A 26,683-nucleotide genomic window follows, 5' to 3' on the forward strand; every position below is an offset into this window, starting at 1 on the left:
TCTTTGCTCAGTAAATTCATTGAATCTCTCTATGCATAAACAACTATATTTATATCTAATGCTTATGATAGATGAACTTCACTTTAATTAGTGGTAGACGTGCAGAAATGCTTTGTTAAATATGGTCTGTTTTCGATAACTGCCACAGTTGGATTTCATAACAAAGATGATGGTCAAAAATTGTGCGTGCTTCTAAGCCTTCCACAATCAGGTTTTTAATCCAACGATTAAAGATCCAACGACCAAGTAAATGTATTGGTGGAACTGCGATCGCCACTAGATCGGCAATATATTTGATAGTACTCAGCCCAAAGGTGCGGAAATTCTCAAGACACAAATCAATGGTTGGTGCAATCTGAGCCGAAATGTCTTCAGTTTTCACTAATTTGAAGCCAGCTTGCTCTAACGCAGCGTGAAGAACACTAGCAACATGACAATTAGAAAAGATGCCTTCATTATATTTGGCGTCAACGCGGATCATATCGGCTAGCAGCAGGTAGCCACCATTATTCAGCAAACGCGCTGCACCTTGAGCTATGTCATCAGCAGCAATGTATTGGCTACTTTCACTAAAGAGTATCAGGTCGTAGGAGTGGGTTGGCTGGAAATCTTCAAATTTTGTTAAGTGGAACGGTATCTGACCTTTGGTGTGATCAATAAACTTTTCTTGCTGGAAGGGATCGGGTGCTAATCCCTCCACAGCAAAGCCACGATCTTTGAGGTAAGCAGCATTACCACCAACACCGCAGCCGACATCAAGCAGGCTATTTGTTTCGGTTGGTATAAAAGTCAAAAGTTTAGCCATATAGGCTTCCTGAGCAATGCGTAACCCTGCTAGTGTCAAGTTGTCAGTGGAGGCTGGAAGGGTTTCCCAATATCCGTAATGGAGATAGGATGAACCTGTAAGTTCTAGATAGTAATTGATCGCAGCATTTTGGTAGCGAGTCGCTTGAGAAATCTGAATTAACTTTGGTTGATGCATTGGTAAATACAGTATAGTCAGCCAGTTTAAACTTTTGGCAATGAGGCATCACCCATAAAGCCCCATTTTTTTAAAGTATCAAATAGTTGGAAATATGATTATCCAGACTATTTTAGTTTAAACACGAAACGCTACCCATACGCATAAATTTTTAAAATTTACAGTAGAGATAGCATTATTTTACTAATTTAGAAATACCTAAATAGTATTTTCCGTAATGTAAGTACTGCTCATGTTGAGATTTACTGTTTAAAGTAATATCAAATCTCAGCTAACATTGCCAACTGTTACAGTTATTGACTTAACCCATCATGTCTATTGGGATCTTTTTTCTCCTTTTTTTTATCAGGATCTTTTTTAGGTTTTTTAGCTTCTTTGTTGCCTTTTTTTTCCTTAGACATAATTGCTCTCCAATATGGTGATATCTAGTCAAGAAAGGTCATTACAACGCTTTCACTGTTGATTGATTACACTAATTTCGCCTCTAGCATCTAACACCAAAGTTAGAAACGCTATATCCTATTGAAGACCAGCGATTAGGTAGTCAAAGTAAGCGCCAACTTCGCTAGCGTCTTCTGCTGACATCATTGAGGTGACGATATTCTTCATTGCACTGATACCTTCAGCAACAGCTTCAATAGGAGTACCAAGAGATCTATACATTTCTCTAGCACCAATAACTCCAATCTCTTGAATTGGTGTAGACTCACCCGTGACGACACTGTAGGTAATCAAGCGTAGGTAGTAATCCATATCACGCAGACAAGTTGCAGTCATTTCCTGACCATAAGCGTTACCACCAGGTGAGATGATATCTGGGCGCTTTTGAAATAGCTGATTTCCTGATTGTTTAACAATCCTCTCCCGGTTTTCGTTTAAGACCTGAACAAGACGTAGACGGCGTTCACCACTCTTGACAAAATTCTTAATCGGCTCCATATCTCCAGGATTGAGATAGCGGGCTTCAGCATCGGCTTGTAAAATTGACTTTATAATTAGGCTCATCAACAAACTCCTTCAAAATAATGAACTTATTTCGCTCTACAGTGATTCCCGGGGTTACTTAATTAGTAGACTTACAAAAACTACTAATTAAAGATTTACCTTCTTTTGATTCACTCACGAATGGAAAGTTTAGAATGGGCCTCCCAAACAATGAGGGTTCCTTTTACTCTTATGTGCTTGTTCTTCAGTTAGATTTTGCCAACTAAGTTTCAGGCGTTGGCTTAATATCTATAAATTCCTTATAATCTTCTCAACTTTTTTATTCAAGCAAGAACCGATAATTAAATAAATTCTCTTTGTAATTTTTATTATAGCAGTTATATTTTATTAAATACTTTATACAGGTAAAATTCCTTATTTTATTGTGGCTTTATACTTAGTTTTTATGATTTTTGAAGTTAATTTGATACATGATTTAAGTACTAAAGAATTAGCAAAATGGCTTTTAACACTCACTACGTATACCTTTTGTCCTCAAATTTGAAAACATATATTTTCATCTCGATTAAATGCCTTCATTTCAGCACAAAGTATAGCAGCAACTTAATAGCTTGTGTGGCGTAGCTATAATTATTTGCGTAGGCTGGGAGTAGAGTGGAGATTACGAAAAAAGACTTTTTGAGTATACAGAGTTTTTTCAATAATTAAATTAGGAGTCCTATATGACTGATGGTTACTGATTCATCCAATTATTCTAAAACTCAAATCACTAATCAAAATTTCTCCGGGTTACATTCTTAATAATTAATTGAGTATTAAAGTAGAGTTCAAAATTTCTAATTTTATGTATAAAATATACACAGTAAAGCAGTACCAGATTTTACTACGAATAATAATATTATCCACATCATTGGCATGGTGTTGATTTATGCCTAAATAAACCCTTAGATAGATGGTAATATTAATAGTGCAGTCATACCTATGATTATTGAGCTACTAATGTCTAAAAATATATTTACTAAGATATATTTACACATATCCATACCTTATATGAAGATAAATCTATCTAAATAGTTATTTTCAGACATTTATTGTTTTAAATAATTTACCTTTTAAAATTGGGCTAGCATTTTATATGAGGTAAGTATAGCTAAATGCCAATCTAGAAGCATATTAAAGAAACTAAGCTATACCGACTAATAAGCAAATTTAGGTGAAACTTTTCATGCATTTGCCGACACCAAAGTAAACCAAAATTGCATAAAGGATTTTATGAAAGCACTATTGATTTATCCTCAATTTCCCCAGTCATTTTGGTCTTACGATCGCTTTATGAAAATCGCCGGACTCAAAGCCGTTTTGCCTCCACTAGGAATCATTACAGTAGCAGCCCTTCTACCCCAAGATTGGGAAATTAGATTTTGCGATCGCAATGTCAATCTGGAAACCGAGGCTGATTGGGAGTGGTGTGACTTAGTAATCCTCTCAGCGATGCTGGTACAAAAGCCAGACTTCCACGCCCTGATTCAAAAAGCAGTGCGCTTAGGCAAAAAAGTTGCAGTTGGTGGTCCATACCCCACCTCTGTCCCCCAAGATGCTCTTAACTCTGGAGCGCATTACCTGGTTTTGGATGAGGGGGAACTCACGATTCCCCAGTTTCTGGAGGCCCTCAATCAAGGTCAGGAGGAAGGAATATTTCGCTCTTTGGAAAAACCTGATGTCAGTCAAAGCCCGATGCCGCGTTTTGACCTACTACAACGAGATGCCTATTTAATGATGGCTATCCAGTTTTCTCGAGGTTGTCCCTTCAATTGCGAATTTTGCGACATTATTACACTTTACGGTCGTAAACCACGCACCAAAGAACCCCAGCAGACCATAGCTGAGTTACAAGCCCTGTATGATTTAGGTTGGCGAGGGTCACTCTTCATAGTTGATGACAACTTTATTGGCAATCAGCGTAACGTTAAACGCTTCTTAAGAGAATTGATTCCTTGGGTCAAGCAGCACAATTATCCATTTACCTTCATCACTGAAGCTTCTGTTAATTTGGCAGAAGATGACGAACTTTTACAATTAATGAATGAAGCAGGTTTTTATGCGGTGTTTCTCGGTATTGAAACTCCTGACCAAGACAGCCTGCAATTAACCCAAAAGATGCAAAATACTCGCAATCCTCTCACCGAAGCCTGTCGGAAAATTAATGACGCAGGGATGCTGATATATGCCGGGTTTATCCTTGGTTTTGATGGCGAACGCCCAGGTGCAGGAGAACGAATCCAAGCTTTTGTAGAACAAACCAGTATTCCTCAACCTATGTTAGGTATCCTCCAAGCTTTGCCCAATACGGCTTTATGGAATCGGCTGCAAAAAGAGGAGCGTTTATTAGAGGGTGTTGGCGTGACTGAGTTAGGAGATCAGAATAGTTTGATGAATTTTGTCCCTACTCGCCCCGTAGCTGAAATTGCTAAGGAGTATGCAGAAGGCTTCTGGAAATTATATGAACCCAGTAACTATCTCAGACGCTGTTTCCAGCAATGCCTGAGTATTAACTCGCCAGTAGAGCGAAAGCAAACCATGCAATTTTCTCCAGGTAAAGGGTTGCGGCTGGTTGCTCAGTTAATCTGGCATCAGGGCTTACGGCGAAAGGAAATCCGCTGGCAGTTTTGGCAACAACTATGGACGATTTTGTGGAAAAAACCGCAAGTTCTGAACATGTACTTGGGTCTATGCGCTGCTGGCGAACATTTTTGGGAGTACCGCGCTTTAGCTAGAGAACGCATTACTCAACAAATAGGCTACGACCCACTGAGAGCGCCCGTGCTACCTGAGCCAGAACCAATGCTTGTAAAATCTTGAACTAAATAAGCGATCGCCTGGATGAAAATCATTAGTACTTACGCAAAATTCACGTAATGTCACTGGGGATAGGCGATCGCTATTCACAAAGCTTATTGCCACAGACACAGTTTAATGGTTCAACATAAATAATAGACACTCATAACTAATAGACATGGCAGAGAGTAACCAACTAGAGATACGTCACATGAGTCCTCAAGTTAGAAAGTTAATTAAAACCTACGCTGCGGTTAATAAATGTACACAATCGGAAATGTTAGAGCGGATGATTTTGGAATGGGATGCCCAACAAAGTGGGAGCGAACGACCACCAGGAGATGAAGACGAGTAGCGTTTGTTAATTTACCAGGCTATTCACAGAAAAATTTTCTTGAAATAGGGTCTTCCTTCAGGGATTGAACAAAATCCTTCAAAGTTAATAGGTTGCCATTTAAGGTGAACTTAGGGGTACCATTGGGAGCAACAATTATCACCTCACCATCTTTGAGCTTTATCTTATTCTTAATGCTATCCCATAGAGTATCGAAGCTCTCATCATCCTTGCAACCATTAGCTTCCAGGAATTTTTGCCGTACTTCGGTTTTTAGCGATCGCACTTCTGCTGCTTGGGTGCGTTCCTCAAAGTGCTTAATGACATCTTCAGAAACATTTTCTCTCAAAATTTTGTTTTCCGCCTGAACTTGCTCCAATTGGATTTTTAGAGCTTGCAGTTGTGAAATTAAAGTGGCTGATCTTTGGTATTCACCTTTTAAGGCAAGTTTTGCATTGGCTAACAAAACTTGGTTATCTAGCTGCTGTTGGTTTTGACTTTTTTCAGGTTCCATTTTGATCACTTGTATTATTCCTTCAGGAGTTACTTGTAACGAAAATAACTACTGAAAATAAAGATATCTAGAGACGAAATTTAAAAATGCTTTGATAGGATTTGATAAAAAATATCCCAAAACTTCTGTGGTGCGGGCATCTTGCCCGCTAATCATTTTAGTTTAGAACAATTATGTGAGATTGTTAGCTAAACCCACCAAACTGCGAAGATGCCCATTTTGAGCAAATCGCTCTGTTAAAATCTGTTGATAAACGGCTTCATAGCCATCAGTCATTTGCCGAGTGCTGAAATAGTCTTCGATATGTTGCCGACAAGTATGTCGGTCTAACTGAGTTACCTGATCAATAGCACTAATGCACTCTTGAATGTTATTGCAGAGGTAACCCGTCTTGCCGTGTTCAATCACCTCGACAGTAGCTCCCATTTTCATGGCAATTACTGGCGTACCAGAAGCCATTGACTCAATCATTACCAACCCAAACGGTTCGCGCCAAGTAATGGGGAACAAAGTTGCTACTGCACCGCCCATCAGGGCATTTTTTTGAGCATGATTAGCTTCACCTAGATACTCAATTTGCTGAGAGTCAATGTGCGGTTTGATTTCCTTCTCAAAGTATTCCACATCCACGACATCCACCTTCCCTGCCATTTTCAACCGCCAGCCAGCTTGTTTAGCAATTTCTATTGCTAAGTGCGCTCCCTTCTCTGGAGATATCCGACCTAGAAATGCTAGGTATGGGGGATCTTTTGGTTGGGCATGAAACTCATAACTGTTGACATCAATGCCGTTGTATACGGTTGCTACGTAGTTCAGTCCTAACCTTGGTTCCCTTTGTGTATGGGAAATACTAACGTAGGGTTGATCTTTCGCAAATTTAAACATTTTTTCGTTGTCTGGGGTGAAGATACCATGCAACGTGTGAACTGTGGGAGTTTTGACCAGATGCGCGTAGGATAATGCCCCAAGCCCCGTGTGGGCGTGAATAATATCAAATTCGTCCGCCCGTTCATAAGCTGAAGCTAAATTTAGCATCTCGTAAATGCTGCAATCTTTGACAGTAGAATCAAGTCTGAGGGCACGGGGATGAACTGACATCAGCTTTGCCAGACTGATAGAATCTCCCGATGCAAATAAAGTTACTTCGTGTCCGCGTCTGACTAATTCATTGGTTAGCAACCCTACTACTAACTCAATGCCGCCATAAGCTGGGGGCGGTACTCTCTCCCATAAGGGAGCTATCTGAGCAATTCGCATCACAAACCTCTAAAAAATTTAGACTTTATGAAAAAATGTTCTTTTGTGTTTAAATAGTGTTTAGAATCAATTTCATTTAATAATAAACACTGAATAACAAGACAAATTATTCTTAAACATTCTCTTACCAAGTTTATGCTTAAATCTATATATATATTTTCTGTTTTATATAGGGAAATCCCTCTGTATTTAAGAGGTAAATAAGTTCTAATTTCTGAAAAAACTGTGCTTAGGTAAGAGTTTTTTAAAGGTATTTTCTGCTTAATTTTATTTATATATAATGGCTAAACTGTAGATAAATAGAGAACTTCAAGCAAATATCCTCTGTTATTAACTGGTAATTATTTAACTCCTAAAGATATTTTAAAGAATAAATTGTGCATATTCCTTCCGGGCGGCTTTCCGTACTTTAAAACTGAGAAGGAGAAGCAAAAATCAAATCCCCCTCAGACTTAGCATGGTGTGCAATCTTTGTAGTGAAAGGGTTTGGTTGTTTTATTAACTTTATATGTCTTAATAGAGAGAATAAAGATATTTTTTGGTAAGTATTTTTAAAATAAAAATTTATATCCAGTTGAAGAGTTATATGTGGCCCTTAACATAGCTGTTTCGTCTCTAGAAGACTGGGGAAGACTGAGTTGAGTAGAAGTGCGATCGCGGCTGCTAGTATGATTTATCCAAAGTTATACTGTGAAACAGTAACTATAGACAGAGTTAGCAAGCAGCCGCGTTTTACCCAAAAAAGTAATCGCACCTAAAATAATGGCTATAAAGACCATTGGATTGAGTAAATGAGGAATTAGGGAATTTTTGGAAATTAAAAATTAAAACCCAAAATTTTGTGATTTTTAATGTTTTAACTCCTATCCCCAATGGCTCAATTTGTAGTTTGTGCAGCTAGCATCTGTTTGAGCTTTTCTAATTCAGAAGCCCAGCGTGGATCTGGACGAATGGTGTCTGAGTCACTACTTGTACTAGTTTCACGGACACCGCCGCCGCCACGTCGAGACTTCTTAGCACCTTTCTCACGACGACTGCTTTCTTTGTTGGTGTTAGGAACGGGATGACTACCCGCAGCACTACTAGCAACTTTAGGTGCTTGTTGCTCCTCACCCTCTTCACCTTTGGTTCGAGGTAATGCTTTTTCTAGCTTAATAGGAGTCTCTTTGAACAATTGACCATTATATTTTTCAATAATTTGATCAGCTTGTTCGTCATTGTTAACTGTAAGAAAACCGAAACCACGACATTTGCCTGTTTTTCGGTCTTTAATCAGTTTCGTAGTGACAGCATCACCTTCTTCCGCAAAGACTGCTTGCAGATCTTGACGGTCTATTTCTTCTTTTGGCAAATTGCCTATATATAGGCGAACGGACATGAACTATACCTCCAGAGTTGAATGAACATGGCAAGGCAAGAAAACAATAACTTGGCTTTGGCTTTAGCTTTGGTTGCTAAATAAATGCTATTTACCAAGACTGCCATAAACCAAATTTTTTACTCCAAACTGTCAACCTATACAATACAGTTTTTCGTTGGGATCAAGCTTGTTTAATATGAAAGCGCACACAACGCTTAGCTAATACCAGCTTAATTCTAAGAATTGTAAATTTATTAGCCCACTGCCTGCTAAATTGAATATCTTCTTTGATGACCTTGCCCGCGGAATTAAATACCATTCTCTACATTACCACGGTATTATCTACGTAGCTAGTTCAACGCACACATTTTCGATAATATCATGATGGAATCGTAGCACAACATACATTTTTTTCTCAAGAGTGAATATTAGAAACAAAAACCAGCCGACGGCTGGTTGGTTTTTTGCTGTGTTGGCAGAATAAAACGGATATATTGGCGTAAAATAGCTGATTTTGAAAACCAACTTATAGTGTTAAGTTACATTTACTGGAAATCGTGTTAATAAATGTAACATCTGTCAACTAATTTTGCAACTTTTCTTCACATTTAACTGGGGAGTGGGAAAGGTGGAGTAGAGAATTGGAGCAAGTAGATCAGGTTTAGCCCGTGAGAAAAATGTATGCGCCCCAAGCCTGGGCAGCGATCGCCACAACAGTAGACCAGATGGGATGGGGGCTGTGAATGGTTTTACCGCTTTGAGTTTGTACCGTGTGGATATCAATCCAGGGTGTTGCACTCTGGCGGAACCAGCCTGTGACGATAACTTGCCGACCAATTAAATCCTGGGGATTAACTGACTGTCCTAAGTAAGTGTGGTGTAATTTTACCAACCCTGTACTGGACTGTAAAATTAAATCTTGTCCTAAACAATTGGCAATACCTGGACGACCTAAGAGTTTACCGACCAGACACACGCTGATGCTATCAATAGGAATACCAGAAGGATTAGTTAATAAGCTGGGTAGAAGTTCAGCATTTTGCACACTGGCAGTTTTGATATCGGGAAAAAAAGAATTCATCCGGAATACCATACCGATGCTAAAGCCAATCAGTAGGCAACCTGTCACAAAAGACCAATCTTCGTATATCCACTTTAAATTTAAAATCTTCAGCGCGAAAGCAGTCTGCCAGGTTAGCCAAATTAAACCGGCAAACAAAGCACCCAGGGGAATGCCCACAAAAGGAGCAATGTTTAATAAGAAGGCGTGACGCTTAACTTTGGAGGTTTGTTGACTAGTCAGATGTAATTCTGTATCTATATGCCAGTGACGGGCGATTTGATTGAGGCGTTGAATGCGATCGCCTATTAAGGGATGACTATTGCTCAGGGTAAACCAGCGGCGATAGGGGTTAACAGTATCCCACATCAAAATCGATTCAAAGGGCAAATGACCTGCAATACTACCCAACGAAAGACTTTGCTGATAACTGACTGGTAACAGGAGATTTAAACTTTCTAAATACCCACTAGTATGTTCGGTTCTTTGGATATCACTAGAAATTCCCATAGCAATTTTGAGTAAAGCACGCGTCAAGGCATTGGGATTGCCAGTAATTTCTGCGGCCAGGCGATCGCTATAGTAAAGCCTTAACCGCGACAGCCATAAAGCCAGACTAGTTAATAAACACCAAAATCCATAAATGACGCTAGCCAAAATGGTGATTGGTCTACACCAAATTCCTGAGGCTTTTTTGTTTCCCCAGGCTGATATTTGCTGATATAACCCATGAATTGGTAATGACACCAGCAACACCAATGACATGACCACAACATCCCAGTGGGCAATATGCCCTAGCTGTGTGCCATAAATCGTGGCAATTTCATCATCGGCCAGTTGATCTAATAGCCCTTGACTAACTACAATACGGGCGTTACGGCATAAATAGCCATAAGTCAGTGCCACTGGTGCATCTATGGGCAGAATTCGGAGTTTAGGTAATTGCCAGCGACGCTGTTGGCAGTAACGTTGTAGTACCCTGGCTGTTTCTCGACTGTAGCCATGTAAGACATCTTTGGATAACTCTCGCTGACCATAAAAGGTCGTCATGAGCCAATCCAGCAACCAAGGTGATAGTCCGATCATGATGAACAAAACTATCAACAAAAATGAAGTAGGGTTGCGATAGAGAAACTGTAATGGCTGTAAATATGGTAATTTGACTAAAGTATAGTTAGTCACACCCATAGCGAATTTGAGGACTTCTCGCAGTACCCAAAACAAAGCCATGAATGTTCCGGCTGCTAACAATCGCAAGGGAATTAACTTAGGCTTCCGCAACGGCTGCCATACCTTGGCGCGTTTTGCCTGTCGCCAATAAACACTGGATTGTGGCGCTTGTGTATAGCTAGCAGAACCTAAGAAGCCCCCTGTATTACTGGATGATTCTTCGATGATTTTGGGGCGGTAATTGGCCGAGGGTATGGCTGTATTGCGCCAACCACCTGAAGGCACAACCGATGAATTGCCACAGTTTGTAGTTTCTGCTACTGTATCTTTGGGTTGTGGTTTTGATGTCGTGGTGTTTTGAGAATTATCAAAAGCCACAAATCCCGTTGGAGATTTTTTTGACTCTTTACTACTTTTTTTAGCTTTTGTCAAGTGAGCCAGAGCAGTTTTAGCCCACTCCTGGACTTGTTGATTTTCGCTTTCAGTGAGTGTTTGACACAGGGCGATCGCCTTGCGGAGTTGACCACTGCGTGCATAAGCCATCACTAAACCAACACGGGCTTGTAACCTAGCGGTAGCATTTTCTGAGCTACTCGCCACGGGTGTGAGTTTAGCGATCGCTGTTTGATAATTTCCTTGCTTGAGGGCTACTAAACCGGCCTCCAAAGACAATTCGACATGTGTTGGCATAGCGTCTCGTAGAGAAGGCATAGAAAATTTGGCACTTTAATCGCTGCTAACTGATCCACGGTTGTACAACAGCGCTAATCTCTGATACCGTGGTCATCAATTGCCCCCGGTTAGTCCCAGCAAGTGAATTATTCTTCCACAGGTTGTTGACCAGAATATACCGGGGCAATCGCACTTAATTTTAAGTCTGGATGATCTCCCTGTAACTGTTGACAATTCCATTCATTACGGAATAGCAAAACTGGGCGTCCCATACTGTCTTTGACTGTAGTGGTGTTAAAAATACGTCCCACCTTATTCAAAGCTTCCCAACCACCTTCAACCCAACGAGCGACGCTGTAGGGCAATAAGTCTAATATGGTTTCTACACCATACTCGTTTTGTAAGCGAAACTGCACCACTTCAAATTGCAACTGACCCACTGCGGCCATAATGGGATCGCGTTTGGCTTCATCAGCTGAATACATAATTTGTACTGCACCTTCTTCGCGCAACTCCGAGATGCCTTTTTGGAATTGCTTAAATTTTGAGGGGTTGGGGTTTCTCAGGGTAGCAAACAACTCTGGCGAAAAATACGGAATCCCTTCATATTCCAGTTTGACCCCTGTGTAAATGGTATCGCCAATGGCAAACACACCAGGATTGTTTAACCCAATCACATCGCCAGGATAAGCTACATCAATGGATTCTCGTTCCTGGGCAAACAGTTTTTGTGGGCGAGACAGACGGACGACTTTGCCAGTGCGTGCATGATTCACTGTCATATCTTTTTCAAACTTTCCTGTGCAAACCCGGATAAATGCCACGCGATCGCGGTGTTTTGGGTCCATGTTCGCTTGCAGTTTGAAGACGAACCCCGAAAAATCCGGGTATGTAGGGGGAACTTCACCCACACTACTTTGATGAGCGCCAGGCTTGAGTGCATACTTCAGGAAGTAATTCAGGAATAACTCTACCCCAAAGTTCGTCATGGCGCTACCAAAAAACACGGGGGTCATTTTGCCTTGATGTACCAATTCCAAATCTAGTTCTGGGCCCACACCATCTAACAGTTCTAGATCATTTTTCAGTTGGTGATACAGTTCCTCTTCTAGCAGTTCCTCAATTTTGGCGTCACCTAAATCTACAGTCGTATCGCGGGCTTCCCGGCTACCGTGGGCGCTACGTTCAAATAGATGGATTTTTTGTTCGTGTCGGTCAAAGACACCCTTAAAGCGATCGCCCATACCAATGGGCCAATTGACAGCATAAGTCTGTAAACCTAATTCTTGCTCAATTTCATCCAACAGTTCCAATGCTTCCCTACCCGGACGGTCGAGTTTATTGACAAATGTAAAGATAGGTAAACCCCGCAGCTTACACACTTCAAATAATTTCCGTGTCTGGGGTTCCAAACCTTTAGCCACATCAATCAGCATTACTGCATTATCAGCCGCAGCTAAGGTACGATAAGTATCTTCACTAAAATCTTGGTGTCCGGGTGTGTCTAGTAAATTGATCTGACAATTTTGGTATGAAAACTGCAACACCGTCGAGGTAATAGAAATACCCCGTTGTTGTTCCATTGCCATCCAGTCCGAAGTAGCCTTACGCTGCGCCCTCCTGGCCTTAACAGCGCCAGCTTCGTGAATCGCACCCCCGTATAACAGGAGCTTTTCTGTAAGTGTAGTTTTACCCGCATCAGGGTGAGAAATAATCGCAAAATTACGACGAAGTTCCACTGCATCATGCAGTTCCGTCTGAATTTCAGTTGACATAACTGTAGTGGTTTCCTTGTTACTTAACTTATCTTAATTTTTTTCTACTATAGTGAGTGTTTTAATCTTAAAACAACGACGATCATGATAGGCTCTTAATATCACCAACAATTTTAGTTAGTGAAAAAAAATGTATAAGGTAGATACAAAAAATTCTCCTTTTTCGGTAAAGCTTTGTATCTGTCAGGCGGTCTATTACCATTTTATTAGTTACCAATGATTCAGATATCTGCTGCATGAGAGACTAATAATATTTAAGTAATAGTCTGAATGTTTAGCAGTACAGACAAAATTTTTACTATCGTTTAATTTTCCGAATTTTTAACATCAATGCTCATATTTGGATCTCAAAAATAGGAGATTAAGAATGGGATGATTGCCCAACACCTAATATCCAATTTTCTCATGATGAATTTGATGAATTTTTTTGTTGGGTTGGATAGATATCGACCCAGATGTAAAATACAAAATTGCCCCACAACTTCATAAAGAGTAGGGCAAGGACAGTTAAGCACTGTTTGTAGTGTGTCCGACAGCAGAAACAACTTTACCTGCTTTTGTGACGCTTTGTTTTGTGTCCATTGCGTTATTTTTCTTTGCAAAACTCTATGTATCCCACTCATCGTCCCCGTCGTCTGCGTACCCATCCCCAACTGCGCCGGATGGTACGTGAAACTGTGTTAACAACCAGTGACTTAATTTACCCACTTTTTGCTGTAGCCGGTTCAGGAATTGCCCAAGAAGTCAAATCCATGCCTGGAGTCTACCAATTATCGGTAGATAAAATTGTCGAAGAAGCAAAAGCAGTATATGACCTAGGAATCCCCGCCATTATTCTTTTTGGCATTCCTGAAGACAAAGATGTCGATGCTACTGGTGCTTGGCATGATTGCGGTATTGTGCAAAAAGCGGCAACTGCGGTAAAGGCAGCAGTACCAGACTTGATTGTCATTGCTGATACTTGTTTATGTGAATACACTAGTCACGGTCACTGCGGTTATCTGCAAGTTGGTGATTTAACAGGCAGAGTCCTCAATGACCCTACCTTAGAATTACTGAAAAAAACTGCGGTTTCCCAAGCCAATGCAGGTGCAGATATCATTGCTCCTTCGGGAATGATGGACGGCTTTGTCCACGCAATTCGTGAAGGTTTGGATGCAGCAGGATTTCAAGATATACCGATTTTATCTTATGCTGCTAAGTATGCTTCGGCTTACTATGGCCCATTCCGCGATGCAGCAGATTCGACACCGCAATTCGGCGACAGAAGAACTTACCAAATGGACCCAGGTAATACCCGCGAAGCCATTAGAGAAATCGAACTAGATATAGCCGAAGGTGCAGATATGCTGATGGTGAAACCAGCCTTGGCATATATGGATATCATTTGGCGTGTGAAGGAGGCGTGTAATTTACCCGTTGCTGCTTACAACGTGTCTGGTGAGTATTCAATGGTGAAAGCTGCGGCGCTTAATGGTTGGATTGATGAAAAGCGCGTGGTGATGGAAACTTTGACCGGGTTTAAACGTGCTGGCGCTGATTTAATTTTGACTTACCATGCTAAAGAAGCGGCGCGGTGGTTACGGTAAGGTAAGTGAATAATCAGAATTTAATAAATCTCACGCAAAGGCAAGCCAGTGCGTTGGGGAGACAGCGCCGTGGGCGGGTTCCCCGACTTGTAGCAACTGGCGCGCAAAGACGCAAAGTATTTATTTGTGTTTTAGTGTCTAGACGTGAGATTTTTGTGAATCTAGCTATGTAATAATACGTAAATAGACGATTTCCATGTTTGCCAGAGTGGAAGGCGATCGCTTATAAAAGAAGTAGTTAATAAATTTTTTTGCTGATCGACATTTATTGTCAATTGATTTAATAAAACCTTTGATATTTCAAGTGGAGCATGGGATATGGATATGCAAGTCTTGAGAGAGCGTGCGGGGCTTACCCGTGCAGAGGTTGCCTTCAGGCTTGCAATCAGTGAAACCAGTGTTCGCAACTGGGAAGCTGGGCGTACTGAACCCACAATGACACCCAAAAAATACTTAGATGCTTTGCGTTTGTTTAAATGCACACCTGAAGAATTGGCCATAGCCAGCGAAAAATCGATCAATCAGCAGCATAAACGCAAACCAGGCAGACCCAGACGCTTCCCCGAAAATCATGTTACTCAAGTCACTGATTCGCCAGTTTGCAGCTAATTATTAGTTGATAATGACAAGATGCCAGGCAACGATAGATGTTGTCATTCATAGTTACTGATAAATTTAGCAGAAACTAGAAAATTATTTTTCGGCTATTACACCTTAGAGACAGAATAGAATTATAAGTCGGATTATCTTTGATCTTTAACTGGTGCGATCGCTCACGATATTCGCGATCGACAGCACGATAAGATTCTAAAACAATAGTTGTCAAAAAGGTTTAAATGGCAGAAACACTATTTTTTAACGCTCTGAGGGAAGCCATTGATGAAGAAATGGCGCGTGATTCCAGCGTATTTGTCTTGGGTGAAGACGTAGGACACTATGGCGGTTCCTACAAAGTTACCAAAGACCTATACAAAAAATATGGCGAACTCCGCGTTCTCGACACCCCCATTGCCGAAAACAGTTTTACTGGCATAGCAGTGGGCGCAGCCATGACTGGATTGCGACCGATAATTGAAGGCATGAACATGGGCTTTTTGCTCCTAGCCTTTAACCAAATATCCAACAACGCGGGAATGCTTCGCTACACTTCCGGCGGTAACTTTAAAATTCCTATGGTAATTCGCGGCCCAGGCGGTGTAGGTAGACAGTTAGGGGCTGAACATTCTCAACGATTAGAAGCTTACTTTCAAGCAGTACCGGGATTAAAAATTGTCGCTTGTTCCACACCTCATAACGCCAAAGGACTACTAAAATCGGCTATTCGTGATGATAACCCAGTGTTATTTTTTGAACACGTTTTGCTTTACAACTTAAAAGAAGAATTACCACAAGAAGAATACCTGCTGCCTTTAGATAAAGCAGAAGTGGTGCGTCAAGGCAAAGATGTGACAATCCTCACTTACTCACGGATGCGCCATCATGTATTACAAGCCGTGAAAACTTTAGAAAAACAAGGTTTTGATCCAGAAGTTATTGACCTGATATCCCTCAAGCCTTTAGATTTTGATACTATTGGTGCATCCATACGCAAAACCCACCGAGTCATTATTGTCGAAGAGTGTATGAGAACCGGGGGAATTGGTGCAGAATTAATCGCCTCAATTAATGACCGCTTATTTGATGAATTGGACGCACCTGTATTGCGCCTGTCTTCTCAAGATATTCCCACACCTTACAACGGTAACCTGGAACGACTAACAATTGTCCAACCAGAACAAATAGTTGAAGCTGTGGAAAAAATGGTGGCGATGCGAGTTTAGTTAATAGGGAGTAGGGAGTGGGGAGTGGGGAGTAGGGATAAGAGGCTAGAGAAAGATTTCCTCATTTCCCTGATCTCTCCACCTACCCCTGCCATTCATAACTCCTCAAAAGAGCGCTATTATAGCCTTTGTCAGATGCGAGTTATGGTATGCAAAGACAGCGATCGCTATTAGCTTTGATATTTGTGCTGGTGATTGCCGCTGTGGCGGTGATTGCGACAATTCCTGTGCCTTTGGGATTGGACTTACGGGGAGGCTCACAGCTTACTATTCAGGTGCAACCAGCACCAGGCATGAATAATATCACTGAACGAGATTTGGAAGGCGTTCAAAGAGTCGTTGAAGGACGGGTCAACGGTCTTGGTGTTTCTGAGCCAGTAATTCAAAGTGTGGGTACAGACAAAATTTTAGTCCAGTTGCCAGGGGTCAACGACCCAGAGCAAGCAGAACGGGTGCTGGGAGGTACAGCACAGTTAGAATTCCGTCAACAAAATCCTGGTACAGAAACTCAATTGTTTGCTTTTCAAGCTTCACGCGCTGAACTGAGAGCAAAGCAAGAAGAATTGAGAAACAGCGACGATAAAGCTTTAATTACTAAGAATCAAGAAGATTTACAACAAAATAATCAAGCGATCGCGGAATTATTTACCAGCATCGAACCACCACTTGATGGTAAATATTTACAAGATGCCTATGGTGAACCTACTCAAGGTCAAAACTGGAATGTTGCCATTCGTTTTGACCAAAAGGGTGGTGAATTATTTGCCAATTTGACAAAAAACCTGGCGGGTACAGGTCGCAGCATCGGCATTTTTCTAGATGATGAACTAATCAGCGCTCCTGTAGTCGGGGTAGAATTTGCCGCTACCGGGATTACTGGTGGCGCAGCTGTGATTACAGGTACATTTACACCCCAACAAGCCAATGACTTAGGCGTACAGTTACGTGGTGGTGCGTTACCTTTACCTGTAGAAATTGCTGAAATCCGTACCGTTGGGGCAACCTTGGGTAGAGATAGCATTAATAGCAGTATCTATGCCGGCATTGGCGGTCTAGCTTTAGTCTTGGTATTTATGGTGGTGTACTATAGATTACCAGGGCTAATTGCAGATGTATCATTAGTAATTTATGCCTTGTTTACTTGGGCTAGCTTTGCTTTGTTGGGTGTGACCCTAACCTTGCCAGGAATTGCCGGTTTTATTCTCAGTATTGGTATGGCAGTTGATGCAAATGTGTTAATTTTTGAACGGACACGGGAAGAATTGCAAGCAGGTAAATCGTTGTATCGTTCTGTGGAATCTGGCTTTTACCGAGCTTTTTCCAGCATTCTAGATGGCAACGTGACTACAGTTATTGCCTGTTTTGCACTATTTTGGCTGGGGGCTGGTTTAGTTAGGGGGTTTGCCTTAACTTTGGGTTTGGGCGTAGTCGTAAGTATGTTTACGGCTATTACCTGTAGTCGCAGTTTAATGTTTTTGGCCATTAGCATTCCTTCACTGCGGAAACCAGAACTTTTCTGTCCCAACCTGCCAACCGTCAATAAGGCAGAGGTGGCTAGATGAAACTGAGTATTAACAAGTCGCGATCGCTTTGGTGGGCTATTTCTGCTGCCCTCATCATTCCTGGTATCATCTCAATGGTGATTTCCTGGCAAAATCCTGATATCCGCGCACCTTTACGCCCCAGTTTGGATTTTGTTGGTGGTACACGATTGCAGTTGGAATTAGATTGTACCCAACCAGGTAACTGTGATCAGCCCATTGATATCAATATCGTCCGGGACGTAGCTAGAACCGAGGGATTGGGCGATAGCAGCATTCAAATTGTTACTGACAGAGAAACGGGTGCAGAAACAGGAATTTTAATTCGCGCTAAAAATTTAGAGCGTGAACAGCGTGTGAATTTACAAGCTGCTTTAAGCGAAAAAATTGGTGCGTTTGACGAGCAAAGAAACCAAATTGATACTGTAGGGCCCACCTTAGGAAGAGAATTATTTACCTCTGGTGTAATTGCTCTGATCGTTTCTTTTGCATTCATCGTTATTTACTTGAGCATTCGCTTTCAGTTGGACTATGCCGTATTCGCCATCGTCGCTATTTTTCATGATGTGTTAGTGACGGTAGGCATTTTTTCGATTTTCGGTTTAGTCCTGGGTACGGAAGTCGATAGTCTTTTTATCGTAGCCCTATTGACGATCACAGGGTTCTCGGTTAACGATACTGTAGTAATTTATGATCGCATTCGGGAAACCATTAAAAACAATCCCAATCGTCCGATTGCTGAGATAGTAGATGATGCCGTTAACCAAACTTTGGGACGGTCAATCAATACGACTTTAACCACGATGCTGTCATTAGTTGCGATCTTCCTCTTTGGCGGCGAAACTCTAAAAAACTTTGCCTTAGCTTTAATTATTGGCTTCACAGCAGGGGTTTATTCTAGTATTTTCATCGCCAGTACTCTTCTCAGTTGGTGGCGAGAAACTAGAGGTAAATCAGTAGTAGAAAGTACCGAAGCAATGGATACATCTACTAGTTCCCAAGATAGTTAAGCTGTTTGTAATTCATAATTGGGTGAAAGCATTTGCTCAATGGCTGAGAAGTGGCTACTTTATTCCCCTATGGATGAATCGGAAAAACCATCAATAAATGGCAACCATGCCCATGACACTGACGCAAATTTTAGACAACAAGTACAAAGGCTGCACCAGCTGACTGTATATGGTAGATGGTTATTTGTTGGTTGTTTATGGCTGACTATTGCACCTGTTGCCTTGTGGTATTTACGGGGAGAAATTGCTATTTTGCGACAATATTTTACCTGGGTAGCAGTAAGATATGGGTTATTTTATAATCCTCTACCTACCCTGGGTTTAGCATTTTGTATCGGTGTGACAGTTTCTACCTTAGTTTGGCAAAGCCGCAATATTTTGTGGGGTTTACCACAGCCTGAACAACAACGTTTAGAAAAACAAGTTTTTCGCATTAGGCAGCAAGGGCCCACTCATCCCCTATGGAAATGGATTTGTCATTAAATGATGACGAAAAATCGTTGCATAAAGATACACGTATTCAGCAATTTCTAGCACAATATGAATTGATGACAGCTATGATACTGCCACATTGGGGTGCAATACATGAACTATCCTCAAATTCAATTTAGCGATCGCTCGGAAATAGACCTTTACCAACTCCAAGAACTATTTAATATTGCAGCCTTTTGGGCCAAAGGGCGGAGTATCGAGGATTTAGGCATAGCGATCGCCAACAGCAAACCTGTGATTACTATTTGGGATAGAGAGCGAATCATTGGTTTTGCCAGAGCAACTTCTGATGGTATCTATCGCGCCACTATCTGGGATGTTGTCATTCACCCAGAGTATCGGGGTACAGGTTTGGGTAGTAAGTTAGTAGAAACCGTTTTGAGTCATCCTCACATGAGGAGGGTTGAGCGTGTATACCTGATGACTACTCATCAGCAAGAGTTTTATGAAAAAATTGGTTTCCAGACTAACGCCACCACAACAATGGTGCTACATAACCAATCCCAGCTTGATGAATTTTCTATTACTGAAGTCCAGCTTCAGGAATCACTAGGGGGATAGAAACTTGCAACCTGGTAAATGCTTCAGTGGTTGGAGATGGCACAATTTCCAGTTTTCCTCCCATCACTTCCAGTAGAGTTTGGTTGAGTGATAGTTTCATTCCTGGTGAAAGGATCGTGTTGTCTTGATTAATTTGAAGCTGCTGCTCTGATAAATGCATCAAATCAATTGGCTCACTTTTGGTGACAGCATCATTAGGCACATCCAAGTGAATATCAAGAGTACAACTAGTAGATGAAGGGTTACTAGAAATAAAGATACTGCCTTCCTGCATCTGAGTAATGGCAGTGTCTACTAAATTTACTAATATTTGGCATAGCCAGCGGTAATCTGCCAAAACGTAAACTTCGGCATCAGGAAGCGTCACCTGCAAAGGTAAATTACGATTTGCGGCTAGCAGATAAGTCAATTTTTTCACTTCCTGCAAAATATCGGCTAGAGAATGCGGCTGAATATCTAATTTATTTGTACCGTGTTCTGTTCTAGCTATATTGAGAATTTCATCAATAAGATGTAACAGTTTCAGCGCCCGTTCGTGAGCTTGGCCAATAAATTCTCGCTCTTCGGCTGGATTGTCGCACAAATCAGACAGAATTAACTGATGCAAACCAATTAAACCATTTAGAGGCGATCGCAATTCATGGGTAGTCCGTGCTAAAAAACCCGCTTTAAACTGGCTCATTTCTTTTGCCATTTGGTACGCCAGCTGCGTTTCCTTGATCTGTTGCTGGAGTTTTGATGCTTGCTGTTGCTCTCCTGATATAACTGGAGAAGAGTTAGAGCCAGTATTTAAAGACCGTGTAAATAGCCAACGGCAGCTCCAACCGATTATTAATCCTACACTTAGATATATCCAGTTACTCCAATTCATAAATTTGGCAATTATTATCTTGTTAACTAACCACAATAGTCCAAAGTAAATTTCCAGACTTCCTCATTAGTCCAACTCATTCTGAGCTTGAATAAATAAATCAGGAGTTTTAAAATTTTACCAAGATTATTTATCAACAAATATCAAGGTAAAAAAGAAGGTTTATATAACCTATTCTTCAAGACAAATAAATTAGTAGGTAATATAACCTTTTTATATTGCTCCTTACATTGATAGAATGTTGTATTTTGGACAAGTTATGAACTAGCTTACCTTGATTGTTTGCATTCTTAACTATTAAAAGTGGGGCTAATAATAGGAAAACAACATTATAACTATAGGAATCTGGTTTGAGTCTTGCTAAGTATACTGAATCTTGAACTTGTATTAGTTAGGAGTAGGATTTATTGGGCTTTGCAAACATCAAAGATTAATCCTAATTATTTACTTGTCCAGTTCTGTATCTAAAAATTTAGTTGAATGGCACCGGGACGCAAAGTCTGCCAATCTGCTCCTGTCCATTTAGCAACTGTAGAAGGTACACCTAATCCTGTAATTTCATCGGGCAATTCTGTTGTTGCCAAAGTCAACGCTTGTGGGAACTGCGCGGCAATTTCTATTAATTTTTGTAAGGGCGGGTGACCAGAAAGATTAGCGCTAGTGGTAGCAAGAGGGCCTGTTTGCGCCAAAATAGTTTGGGCGATCGCACTGTTAGGTACTCGAATCCCAATTGTTGTGGGGTCAGTTGGGTTTATTTGTGGTGGTAGGCGATTACTTGCGGGTAATACCAGAGTCAATGCTCCCGGCCAATGTTGATTAGCAACCTCTTGCCAAATTTTTAACTCATTCTCACTACCTTTGACATAAGGCCACAAATCCTCGGCACTAGCCCCCATCAAAATTAAAGGTTTATCCTGACTACGCTGTTTCGCTGCAAAAATTAATCCGGCCTTTTCTGGTAGGGTGGCCAGTGCAGGAACAGTATCTGTGGGAAAACTAACTAATAAGCCAGCACGTGCGCCAGCTATCAAATCAACTAAAGAAACTTGGGTCATGTATCCGCCTTGTAAGTGATGAATTAACAATTATTTCATATCTCAGCACTTACATAAGCTAAAGCAAAGCGCTCAATCCCCGCTAAATCTTGATGAATTTGAATATTACAGTAGCTACCTTGCTTTTGTAAAAGTTTTTTTACTATATCCGCCTGACCCGCCATCATCTCAATTAGCCACACACCACCAGGGCGCAAATAATCAGGGGAAATTTCTATTAACTGACGAATACAATCTAAACCATCAGCACCACCATCTAAGGCTAAATGTGGTTCATGCTTCACTACTTCCGGTTGTAGGGTAGCCACGGTACTGGTGGGAATATACGGTGGGTTGGACACCATCCCACTGAACTGACCCTTCATAGATGCTAATGGCTCCCACCAAGACCCTTGGTAAAAGTTAATCTGGTGATCAAGACCTGCATTACGAGCATTGAATTGGGCGATCGCTAAAGCCTCTGGACTGTAATCGACAGCATGAATTGTGGCTTTTGGCAATGTATCTGCTAGTCCCAAGGCGATCGCCCCACTACCTGTGCCTAAGTCTGCCCAATGTCCTGATTGTAAAAATGAGGCTGCCCCACTGTTAGTAGTAGCAGCCACCGTTAAATCAATTAAATACTCAGTTTCTGGTCTAGGAATCAAAACCGCATTGGACACCGCAAGCTGAAAATTTCGCCAAGGCGTAACTCCGGCAATGTATTGCACCGGCAAGTGTTCATTTAATCGCCTTTGCCACAACTGGTCTAAATCTTCTAAAGGCAACAACATCGGAATTTCCGGCCAGTCTTTGAAAGATTCTAAACGCAGTGCCAAGCGGTCTAATTCAGCTACCTCTAGCAGCAGCCAATCTACCTCATTTGGTGAGACATGAGATGCCATCGCACCTGCGATCGCTCTCTGACGCCACTGCCAAAGCTGTAAACCAGAAACTGCCTGTAGCTGTTTATCTGTCATTCCTTAACGTTGCTGGGGTTTCGCCGGCTGAGTATTATTTCTGTTGGGAGCTACCTGAGTATTGGGTGCATTCTCTCTGGGCAAAGTCTTGATATATTCTCTAGATTCCTGAGATGGTACTAAAACAACCTGGTCGAGCCAAGGATCATTTTTTTCTTGTAAAGTTTTAATTACTCCATCTATGTCTATTACCTGAATATCAGCCTTGGGAAACTTCGGTTTTACCTGAGTTAACAAGCCTTGTGCATCTTGCTTGCTTAAAAACAAAGGAATTAATTGCTCTTTTTCAGATGTCAGTTGAATGGGCACATAACCTTGTTCTGGTGAAAATCTCACAGCAAAAACAGGTACACTGGGAAACTGATTTACCTGTTGACCACTTTGACGCAGTAAATCCATTGCTCCTTTAATTTCCTGTTCTACAGGTTTAAAGGCAAATAGCAGACGTTCTGACTGGTTTTTAGTTTGTTGCAATTGCTGATAAATGACCCCCAGAGGCACAGCCGTCACCTGTAGGCTTTTTACCATTTCTTGTGTTTTCGGGTCTTTTCCTTGGGCACTCTGTAGTTCCTTGATAAAGCCTTGAGCCTCTTGCCGACTCATATAAACCCCTGTTACCGAACCACCAGGTTTTTGAGCGCCTTGAGCTTCTGTTAATGGACGACTCAATGGTAAACCTTTTTCATTGGTTATTATGTATACAGGAACTGAATCTAATTTTTCCTTTATTTGTTGTTCTGACAAAGCCAGCGCTGGGAAACTGCCGGCAAAAACTGATCCCAGAAAAGTACTACCGACTAAACCTAATGTTGCGCTCCAGCGAACTAATGCTTTCATAATGACTCCTCGCTTCAATAGTTAAATTAAGTCAAACACACCGTTGGATTTGCACCACACTAACTAGTCTTAGTTATATAGCAATTCATTTAAAATGTGAAAAATTTGTGGTGGCGGTTAAATATTAACAATCAATTCTCAAAAAGTGCTATTTTCCCACTTTAAGAATTTTTATGATGCGGCCATCGCCCATTGATCGTTATCAGGTTGTTTTTTTGCAATTTCGCCTTGCTATGCACTGCAAAATTATGTAAATGCCTATTATAGTGTGCTCTCGCACAGGCAAAAACTTTCCCTGATTTTAGAGATGATCAATCCCACACCTTGTATTGGCTTTCTCAAATCTAGAGGACGGCATTAGATAATTAATCGTTCCACTTAATCTTATTTTTAAATATGTTCAAATATATACAAAATCCAGTGTTGAGATTTTGTTAATTTCTGGCAACAAGTTTATCTATCTTTCCTGACAATTTTGTCCCTAAGTAGAATTACGTAAACTTCAGTTTCACGGCAAATCTTTTAATTTGAATTTAAAGCTTACCAAAAAATTGCTCTGTAATTCCCTGCCTCGGAAATACGGAGGGTATGAGCGGGATTTGTACCTAGTCCCTATTCCATTATTGGTGTATACAGTTCATGACAGCCTATTAAATTTTTTCCTTCGAGTGAATATTTTAATAAAATTCCATAAGCTTTCAAAACTTACGGGACTTTGTACTTACTTTTTTGTATCGATTAATTAAAATCGGGATGACAGGATTTGAACCTGCGGCATCCTGCTCCCAAAGCAGGCGCGCTACCAAGCTGCGCTACATCCCGGTTATATATGAATTGCTGACTGCTATTTATTATCTAGCTAGTCGAGGATAAACTAAAACTGAGTTTTATCTTCAAATAACTATCTTGTCACAGCAATATACGCATCATACCATATTTAACATATTTTGACTAACAAATTTTCTGTCCGGCGACAGTAATCTTAATTGCTCGATGATCAAAGACTGTAAGGGACATGCAAAAATTAAATTACTCAATTTCTGCATCCAATACGACTATCAGATTTATTCTCCCCCTGCTCCCCTTGGTCACCAAAACGATTGATTATTTTTCCATTTAGTCAGTCCCTGACTTTGGCGCTGAATCAGCTTTTTAGTACCCATTAGCGGAAATGCGCCCAAACACAGCAGATTTTTGACACCTAGGTAAGATTGTCGCCGATTTCTTTTTTGCCAAATGCTGTATTTTGGTTGAAGATTTAGTGCGGATACCAGAACATGCCTTTAATCCCTTCTGGATCTGACATAAAACCCATACTCCGATAAAAATCTAGAACATGAGGGTCAGCAAACAAAGTCACATTGCTAATCTCTTCACTTCTCAGTTTTTTGAGTACGTATTTCATCAGCGCTTTCCCCAGTCCTTTGCCTTGAAAGTCTGGGTGAACTACCACATCCCAAATAGTCGCATTAAATGCATGATCCGAGGTGGCACGCGCAAAACCAATGAGCCGTCTTTGGTTTCCTCGAACTTGCCACATAGAGGCTACGAGAAAACTATGCTCAATGGCTTTTTTAACTTTCCTTAATGGACGACGCGACCAACCGACTGCATCACAGAGTTCTTCTAGTTCATACAGGTCAATATCTCGCTCCGTGCTAAAAACGATGCGTTCTTGACTTCGCGTAGTACCAGAGGTATCACTACCGGGCACAGAACCCGCAGCACCTGTATGCTCATCAAAGGAGGTTGTTTTATTTGTCGCTACAGAATCAGAGGTATTAAACCAAGTTTTCCAAAAACCCATGCCAACGTGGTTCGGGTAGTATAACTGAATTGGTTTCCACTCTCTGGGAGTGTTGATTCACGTTTATCAAAGCTAGTACCATAAACTACCCTTTAAACTTTAATTTTTTTATATGTTTTCGGGATTTTTAATGGCAATAGCCTTTCACGGCGTGTTTCACACCAATCATTTTCAACTTTAGCATTTTGTTGTGAAGCCTAGGAGAAATTTCTCAAAAGGCAAAACATGAGAGTGAAGATCAGGGATTGGGACTTTGGGATTTGGGAATAATAAGTAACAAGCCCCTATCTTTAAAGATGGGAACAAGAAAAAACTTTGTCTTGTACAATATGTGTCTTCACATAAGGTGTGAGTATCTTAAGTAACCCCCCAATTCATAGTACCCAGTTCCTAGTGCCCATTACCCCATTCCCAGAGGGGTCCCGAGTTCCCCAGGTGACAAAAGCAAGTGAGTCTTACCCCAACGATGGCTTCTGGTTTAAAATCTTCAACACTGGAACTCCTAAAGCGCTTTAATCGAGCCTTTCCCCAGTTTTATGAGCAATTTGTTAGTAGTGAGATTCAACTGCAAAATTTGCGGTTAGCCTACCGTCTTTATAAAACCAAACGCGCTGTGATTGAGTTGAAGCCGGAAGGTAGCAAAAGTGCGCTGCATTTTGCTTATCGTAACCAGTCGTTTCTCTTGAGTGATATTTTTGGTGTGCTAGCTGCTTATGGGCTAACCATCCACGGTCTGAGCCTATATGGTCAGATTAGACCGCCAATGTTAGTTTTTATCAAACTATTAGTATCTCGTGGTAGTAAAGCCTTAACCGAGAAAACCGCAGAAAATGTTTGCCGCGCCATTCGCGAGGCTCTAGGAGGTAGGTTTGAGGTAGAAGAAATGCTGGCAGTAGAATTTAACCTGGACACTGGCTTAGAACAAGTACAAACAGAGTTTTATGTTGATCCAGTATTTCATCTCCCTGCCCTGGTAATTGAAGCCGACAATCAACCGGGATTATTTTACAAAGTCATGTACGCCATTTGGCAGGAAGACCTGCTAGTCGTCAATGCTAATTTGCTGGTTTGGCGAGGACGCACACGACTGATTCTCTACTTATTGGGGCCGAATGAAAGCCTCATTCCAGAATATTTAGGACACAAAATTGCCGAAGGCGTACGGTTGAGGTTGTTGGGTAAATAAAAAGTTAAGAATTAAAAATGAACAAATTTTAACTCCTCATATGGCGTATTT

General features: G+C 41.1%; 22 protein-coding genes and 1 tRNA gene. 10 read left to right on the forward strand and 13 right to left on the reverse strand.

Annotated elements, in window-relative coordinates:
• Positions 1 to 115 precede the first annotated feature (115 nt).
• Positions 116 to 982 carry a class I SAM-dependent methyltransferase gene (locus ACM0OT_RS10360; protein ID WP_414564284.1) on the reverse strand — a complete coding sequence of 289 codons (867 nt, stop codon included), beginning with the start codon at positions 980 to 982 and terminating at the stop codon, positions 116 to 118.
• A 519-nt stretch (positions 983 to 1,501) separates the two neighbouring features.
• Positions 1,502 to 1,987: an allophycocyanin gene (locus tag ACM0OT_RS10365; protein ID WP_414564285.1), complete on the reverse strand. Its 486-nt coding sequence runs from the start codon at positions 1,985 to 1,987 to the stop codon at positions 1,502 to 1,504.
• 1,212 nt (positions 1,988 to 3,199) lie between these two features.
• Here ACM0OT_RS10365 and ACM0OT_RS10370 point away from each other — a divergent pair.
• Entirely contained in the window at positions 3,200 to 4,786 is a 1,587-nt protein-coding gene (locus tag ACM0OT_RS10370; protein ID WP_414564286.1) for a B12-binding domain-containing radical SAM protein, read from the forward strand.
• A 154-nt stretch (positions 4,787 to 4,940) separates the two neighbouring features.
• Complete coding sequence (locus ACM0OT_RS10375; RefSeq protein ID WP_414564287.1) at positions 4,941 to 5,117, forward strand: hypothetical protein; 177 nt, start codon at positions 4,941 to 4,943, stop codon at positions 5,115 to 5,117.
• A 19-nt stretch (positions 5,118 to 5,136) separates the two neighbouring features.
• Here the strand turns inward: ACM0OT_RS10375 and ACM0OT_RS10380 are convergent, their stop codons facing one another.
• The 5 genes from ACM0OT_RS10380 to prfC all read right to left on the reverse strand — a co-directional run bounded on the left by ACM0OT_RS10380 (position 5,137) and on the right by prfC (position 12,904).
• Positions 5,137 to 5,610, reverse strand: coding sequence for a hypothetical protein (locus ACM0OT_RS10380; RefSeq protein ID WP_414564288.1), 474 nt, complete (start codon positions 5,608 to 5,610; stop codon positions 5,137 to 5,139).
• 171 nt (positions 5,611 to 5,781) lie between these two features.
• Positions 5,782 to 6,867, reverse strand: coding sequence for a glycosyltransferase family 4 protein (locus ACM0OT_RS10385; RefSeq protein WP_414564289.1), 1,086 nt, complete (start codon positions 6,865 to 6,867; stop codon positions 5,782 to 5,784).
• A gap of 877 nt (positions 6,868 to 7,744) precedes the next feature.
• Positions 7,745 to 8,245 carry an RNA recognition motif domain-containing protein gene (locus ACM0OT_RS10390; protein WP_414543752.1) on the reverse strand — a complete coding sequence of 167 codons (501 nt, stop codon included), beginning with the start codon at positions 8,243 to 8,245 and terminating at the stop codon, positions 7,745 to 7,747.
• A gap of 643 nt (positions 8,246 to 8,888) precedes the next feature.
• Entirely contained in the window at positions 8,889 to 11,147 is a 2,259-nt protein-coding gene (locus ACM0OT_RS10395; protein WP_414564416.1) for a M48 family metalloprotease, read from the reverse strand.
• 128 nt (positions 11,148 to 11,275) lie between these two features.
• Positions 11,276 to 12,904, reverse strand: coding sequence for a peptide chain release factor 3 (gene prfC / locus ACM0OT_RS10400; RefSeq protein WP_414564290.1), 1,629 nt, complete (start codon positions 12,902 to 12,904; stop codon positions 11,276 to 11,278).
• 608 nt (positions 12,905 to 13,512) lie between these two features.
• Here prfC and hemB point away from each other — a divergent pair.
• From hemB to ACM0OT_RS10435, 7 genes are all read left to right on the forward strand, one after another.
• Entirely contained in the window at positions 13,513 to 14,493 is a 981-nt protein-coding gene (hemB, locus tag ACM0OT_RS10405) for a porphobilinogen synthase (protein ID WP_414543755.1), read from the forward strand.
• Positions 14,494 to 14,811: 318 nt separating this feature from the next.
• Complete coding sequence (locus ACM0OT_RS10410; protein ID WP_414564291.1) at positions 14,812 to 15,102, forward strand: helix-turn-helix domain-containing protein; 291 nt, start codon at positions 14,812 to 14,814, stop codon at positions 15,100 to 15,102.
• 227 nt (positions 15,103 to 15,329) lie between these two features.
• The gene (locus ACM0OT_RS10415) at positions 15,330 to 16,313 is read left to right on the forward strand and encodes an alpha-ketoacid dehydrogenase subunit beta (protein WP_414564292.1); all 984 of its coding nucleotides are present in this window, start codon (positions 15,330 to 15,332) and stop codon (positions 16,311 to 16,313) included.
• A gap of 149 nt (positions 16,314 to 16,462) precedes the next feature.
• Positions 16,463 to 17,875 (forward strand): protein translocase subunit SecD, encoded by a 1,413-nt coding sequence (gene secD, locus ACM0OT_RS10420; RefSeq protein WP_414564417.1) that lies wholly within the window; start codon positions 16,463 to 16,465, stop codon positions 17,873 to 17,875.
• Complete coding sequence (gene secF, locus ACM0OT_RS10425; protein ID WP_414564293.1) at positions 17,872 to 18,864, forward strand: protein translocase subunit SecF; 993 nt, start codon at positions 17,872 to 17,874, stop codon at positions 18,862 to 18,864. The genes secD and secF overlap by 4 nt, the downstream gene beginning before the upstream one ends.
• A gap of 69 nt (positions 18,865 to 18,933) precedes the next feature.
• Positions 18,934 to 19,347 (forward strand): hypothetical protein, encoded by a 414-nt coding sequence (locus ACM0OT_RS10430; protein ID WP_414564418.1) that lies wholly within the window; start codon positions 18,934 to 18,936, stop codon positions 19,345 to 19,347.
• Positions 19,348 to 19,449: 102 nt separating this feature from the next.
• On the forward strand, positions 19,450 to 19,917 hold the full coding sequence (locus ACM0OT_RS10435; RefSeq protein WP_414564294.1) for a GNAT family N-acetyltransferase: 468 nt from the start codon (positions 19,450 to 19,452) through the stop codon (positions 19,915 to 19,917).
• On the opposite strand, the gene ACM0OT_RS10440 is transcribed toward ACM0OT_RS10435, so the two are convergent.
• The 6 genes from ACM0OT_RS10440 to ACM0OT_RS10465 all read right to left on the reverse strand — a co-directional run bounded on the left by ACM0OT_RS10440 (position 19,880) and on the right by ACM0OT_RS10465 (position 25,446).
• Positions 19,880 to 20,788, reverse strand: coding sequence for a sensor histidine kinase (locus ACM0OT_RS10440; protein WP_414564295.1), 909 nt, complete (start codon positions 20,786 to 20,788; stop codon positions 19,880 to 19,882). The genes ACM0OT_RS10435 and ACM0OT_RS10440 overlap by 38 nt on opposite strands.
• Positions 20,789 to 21,252: 464 nt before the next feature.
• Positions 21,253 to 21,843, reverse strand: a complete 591-nt coding sequence (locus ACM0OT_RS10445; RefSeq protein WP_414564296.1) for an L-threonylcarbamoyladenylate synthase — start codon at positions 21,841 to 21,843, stop codon at positions 21,253 to 21,255.
• 35 nt (positions 21,844 to 21,878) lie between these two features.
• Complete coding sequence (gene prmC / locus ACM0OT_RS10450) at positions 21,879 to 22,802, reverse strand: peptide chain release factor N(5)-glutamine methyltransferase (protein WP_414564297.1); 924 nt, start codon at positions 22,800 to 22,802, stop codon at positions 21,879 to 21,881.
• 3 nt (positions 22,803 to 22,805) lie between these two features.
• Positions 22,806 to 23,639, reverse strand: a complete 834-nt coding sequence (locus tag ACM0OT_RS10455; protein ID WP_414564298.1) for a Tic22 family protein — start codon at positions 23,637 to 23,639, stop codon at positions 22,806 to 22,808.
• 748 nt (positions 23,640 to 24,387) lie between these two features.
• A tRNA-Pro gene (locus ACM0OT_RS10460) sits at positions 24,388 to 24,461 on the reverse strand.
• A gap of 436 nt (positions 24,462 to 24,897) precedes the next feature.
• Positions 24,898 to 25,446, reverse strand: a complete 549-nt coding sequence (locus ACM0OT_RS10465) for a GNAT family N-acetyltransferase (RefSeq protein WP_414564299.1) — start codon at positions 25,444 to 25,446, stop codon at positions 24,898 to 24,900.
• Between the two features lie 466 nt (positions 25,447 to 25,912).
• On the opposite strand from ACM0OT_RS10465, the gene ACM0OT_RS10470 reads away from it, so the two are divergent.
• The gene (locus ACM0OT_RS10470) at positions 25,913 to 26,632 is read left to right on the forward strand and encodes a hypothetical protein (RefSeq protein WP_414543779.1); all 720 of its coding nucleotides are present in this window, start codon (positions 25,913 to 25,915) and stop codon (positions 26,630 to 26,632) included.
• The last annotated feature ends 51 nt before the right edge of the window (positions 26,633 to 26,683 follow it).

The sequence above is a fragment of the Anabaena sp. CCY 9613 genome (genome assembly GCF_963920895.1).
In the GTDB taxonomy this organism is placed as follows: domain Bacteria; phylum Cyanobacteriota; class Cyanobacteriia; order Cyanobacteriales; family Nostocaceae; genus Cyanocohniella.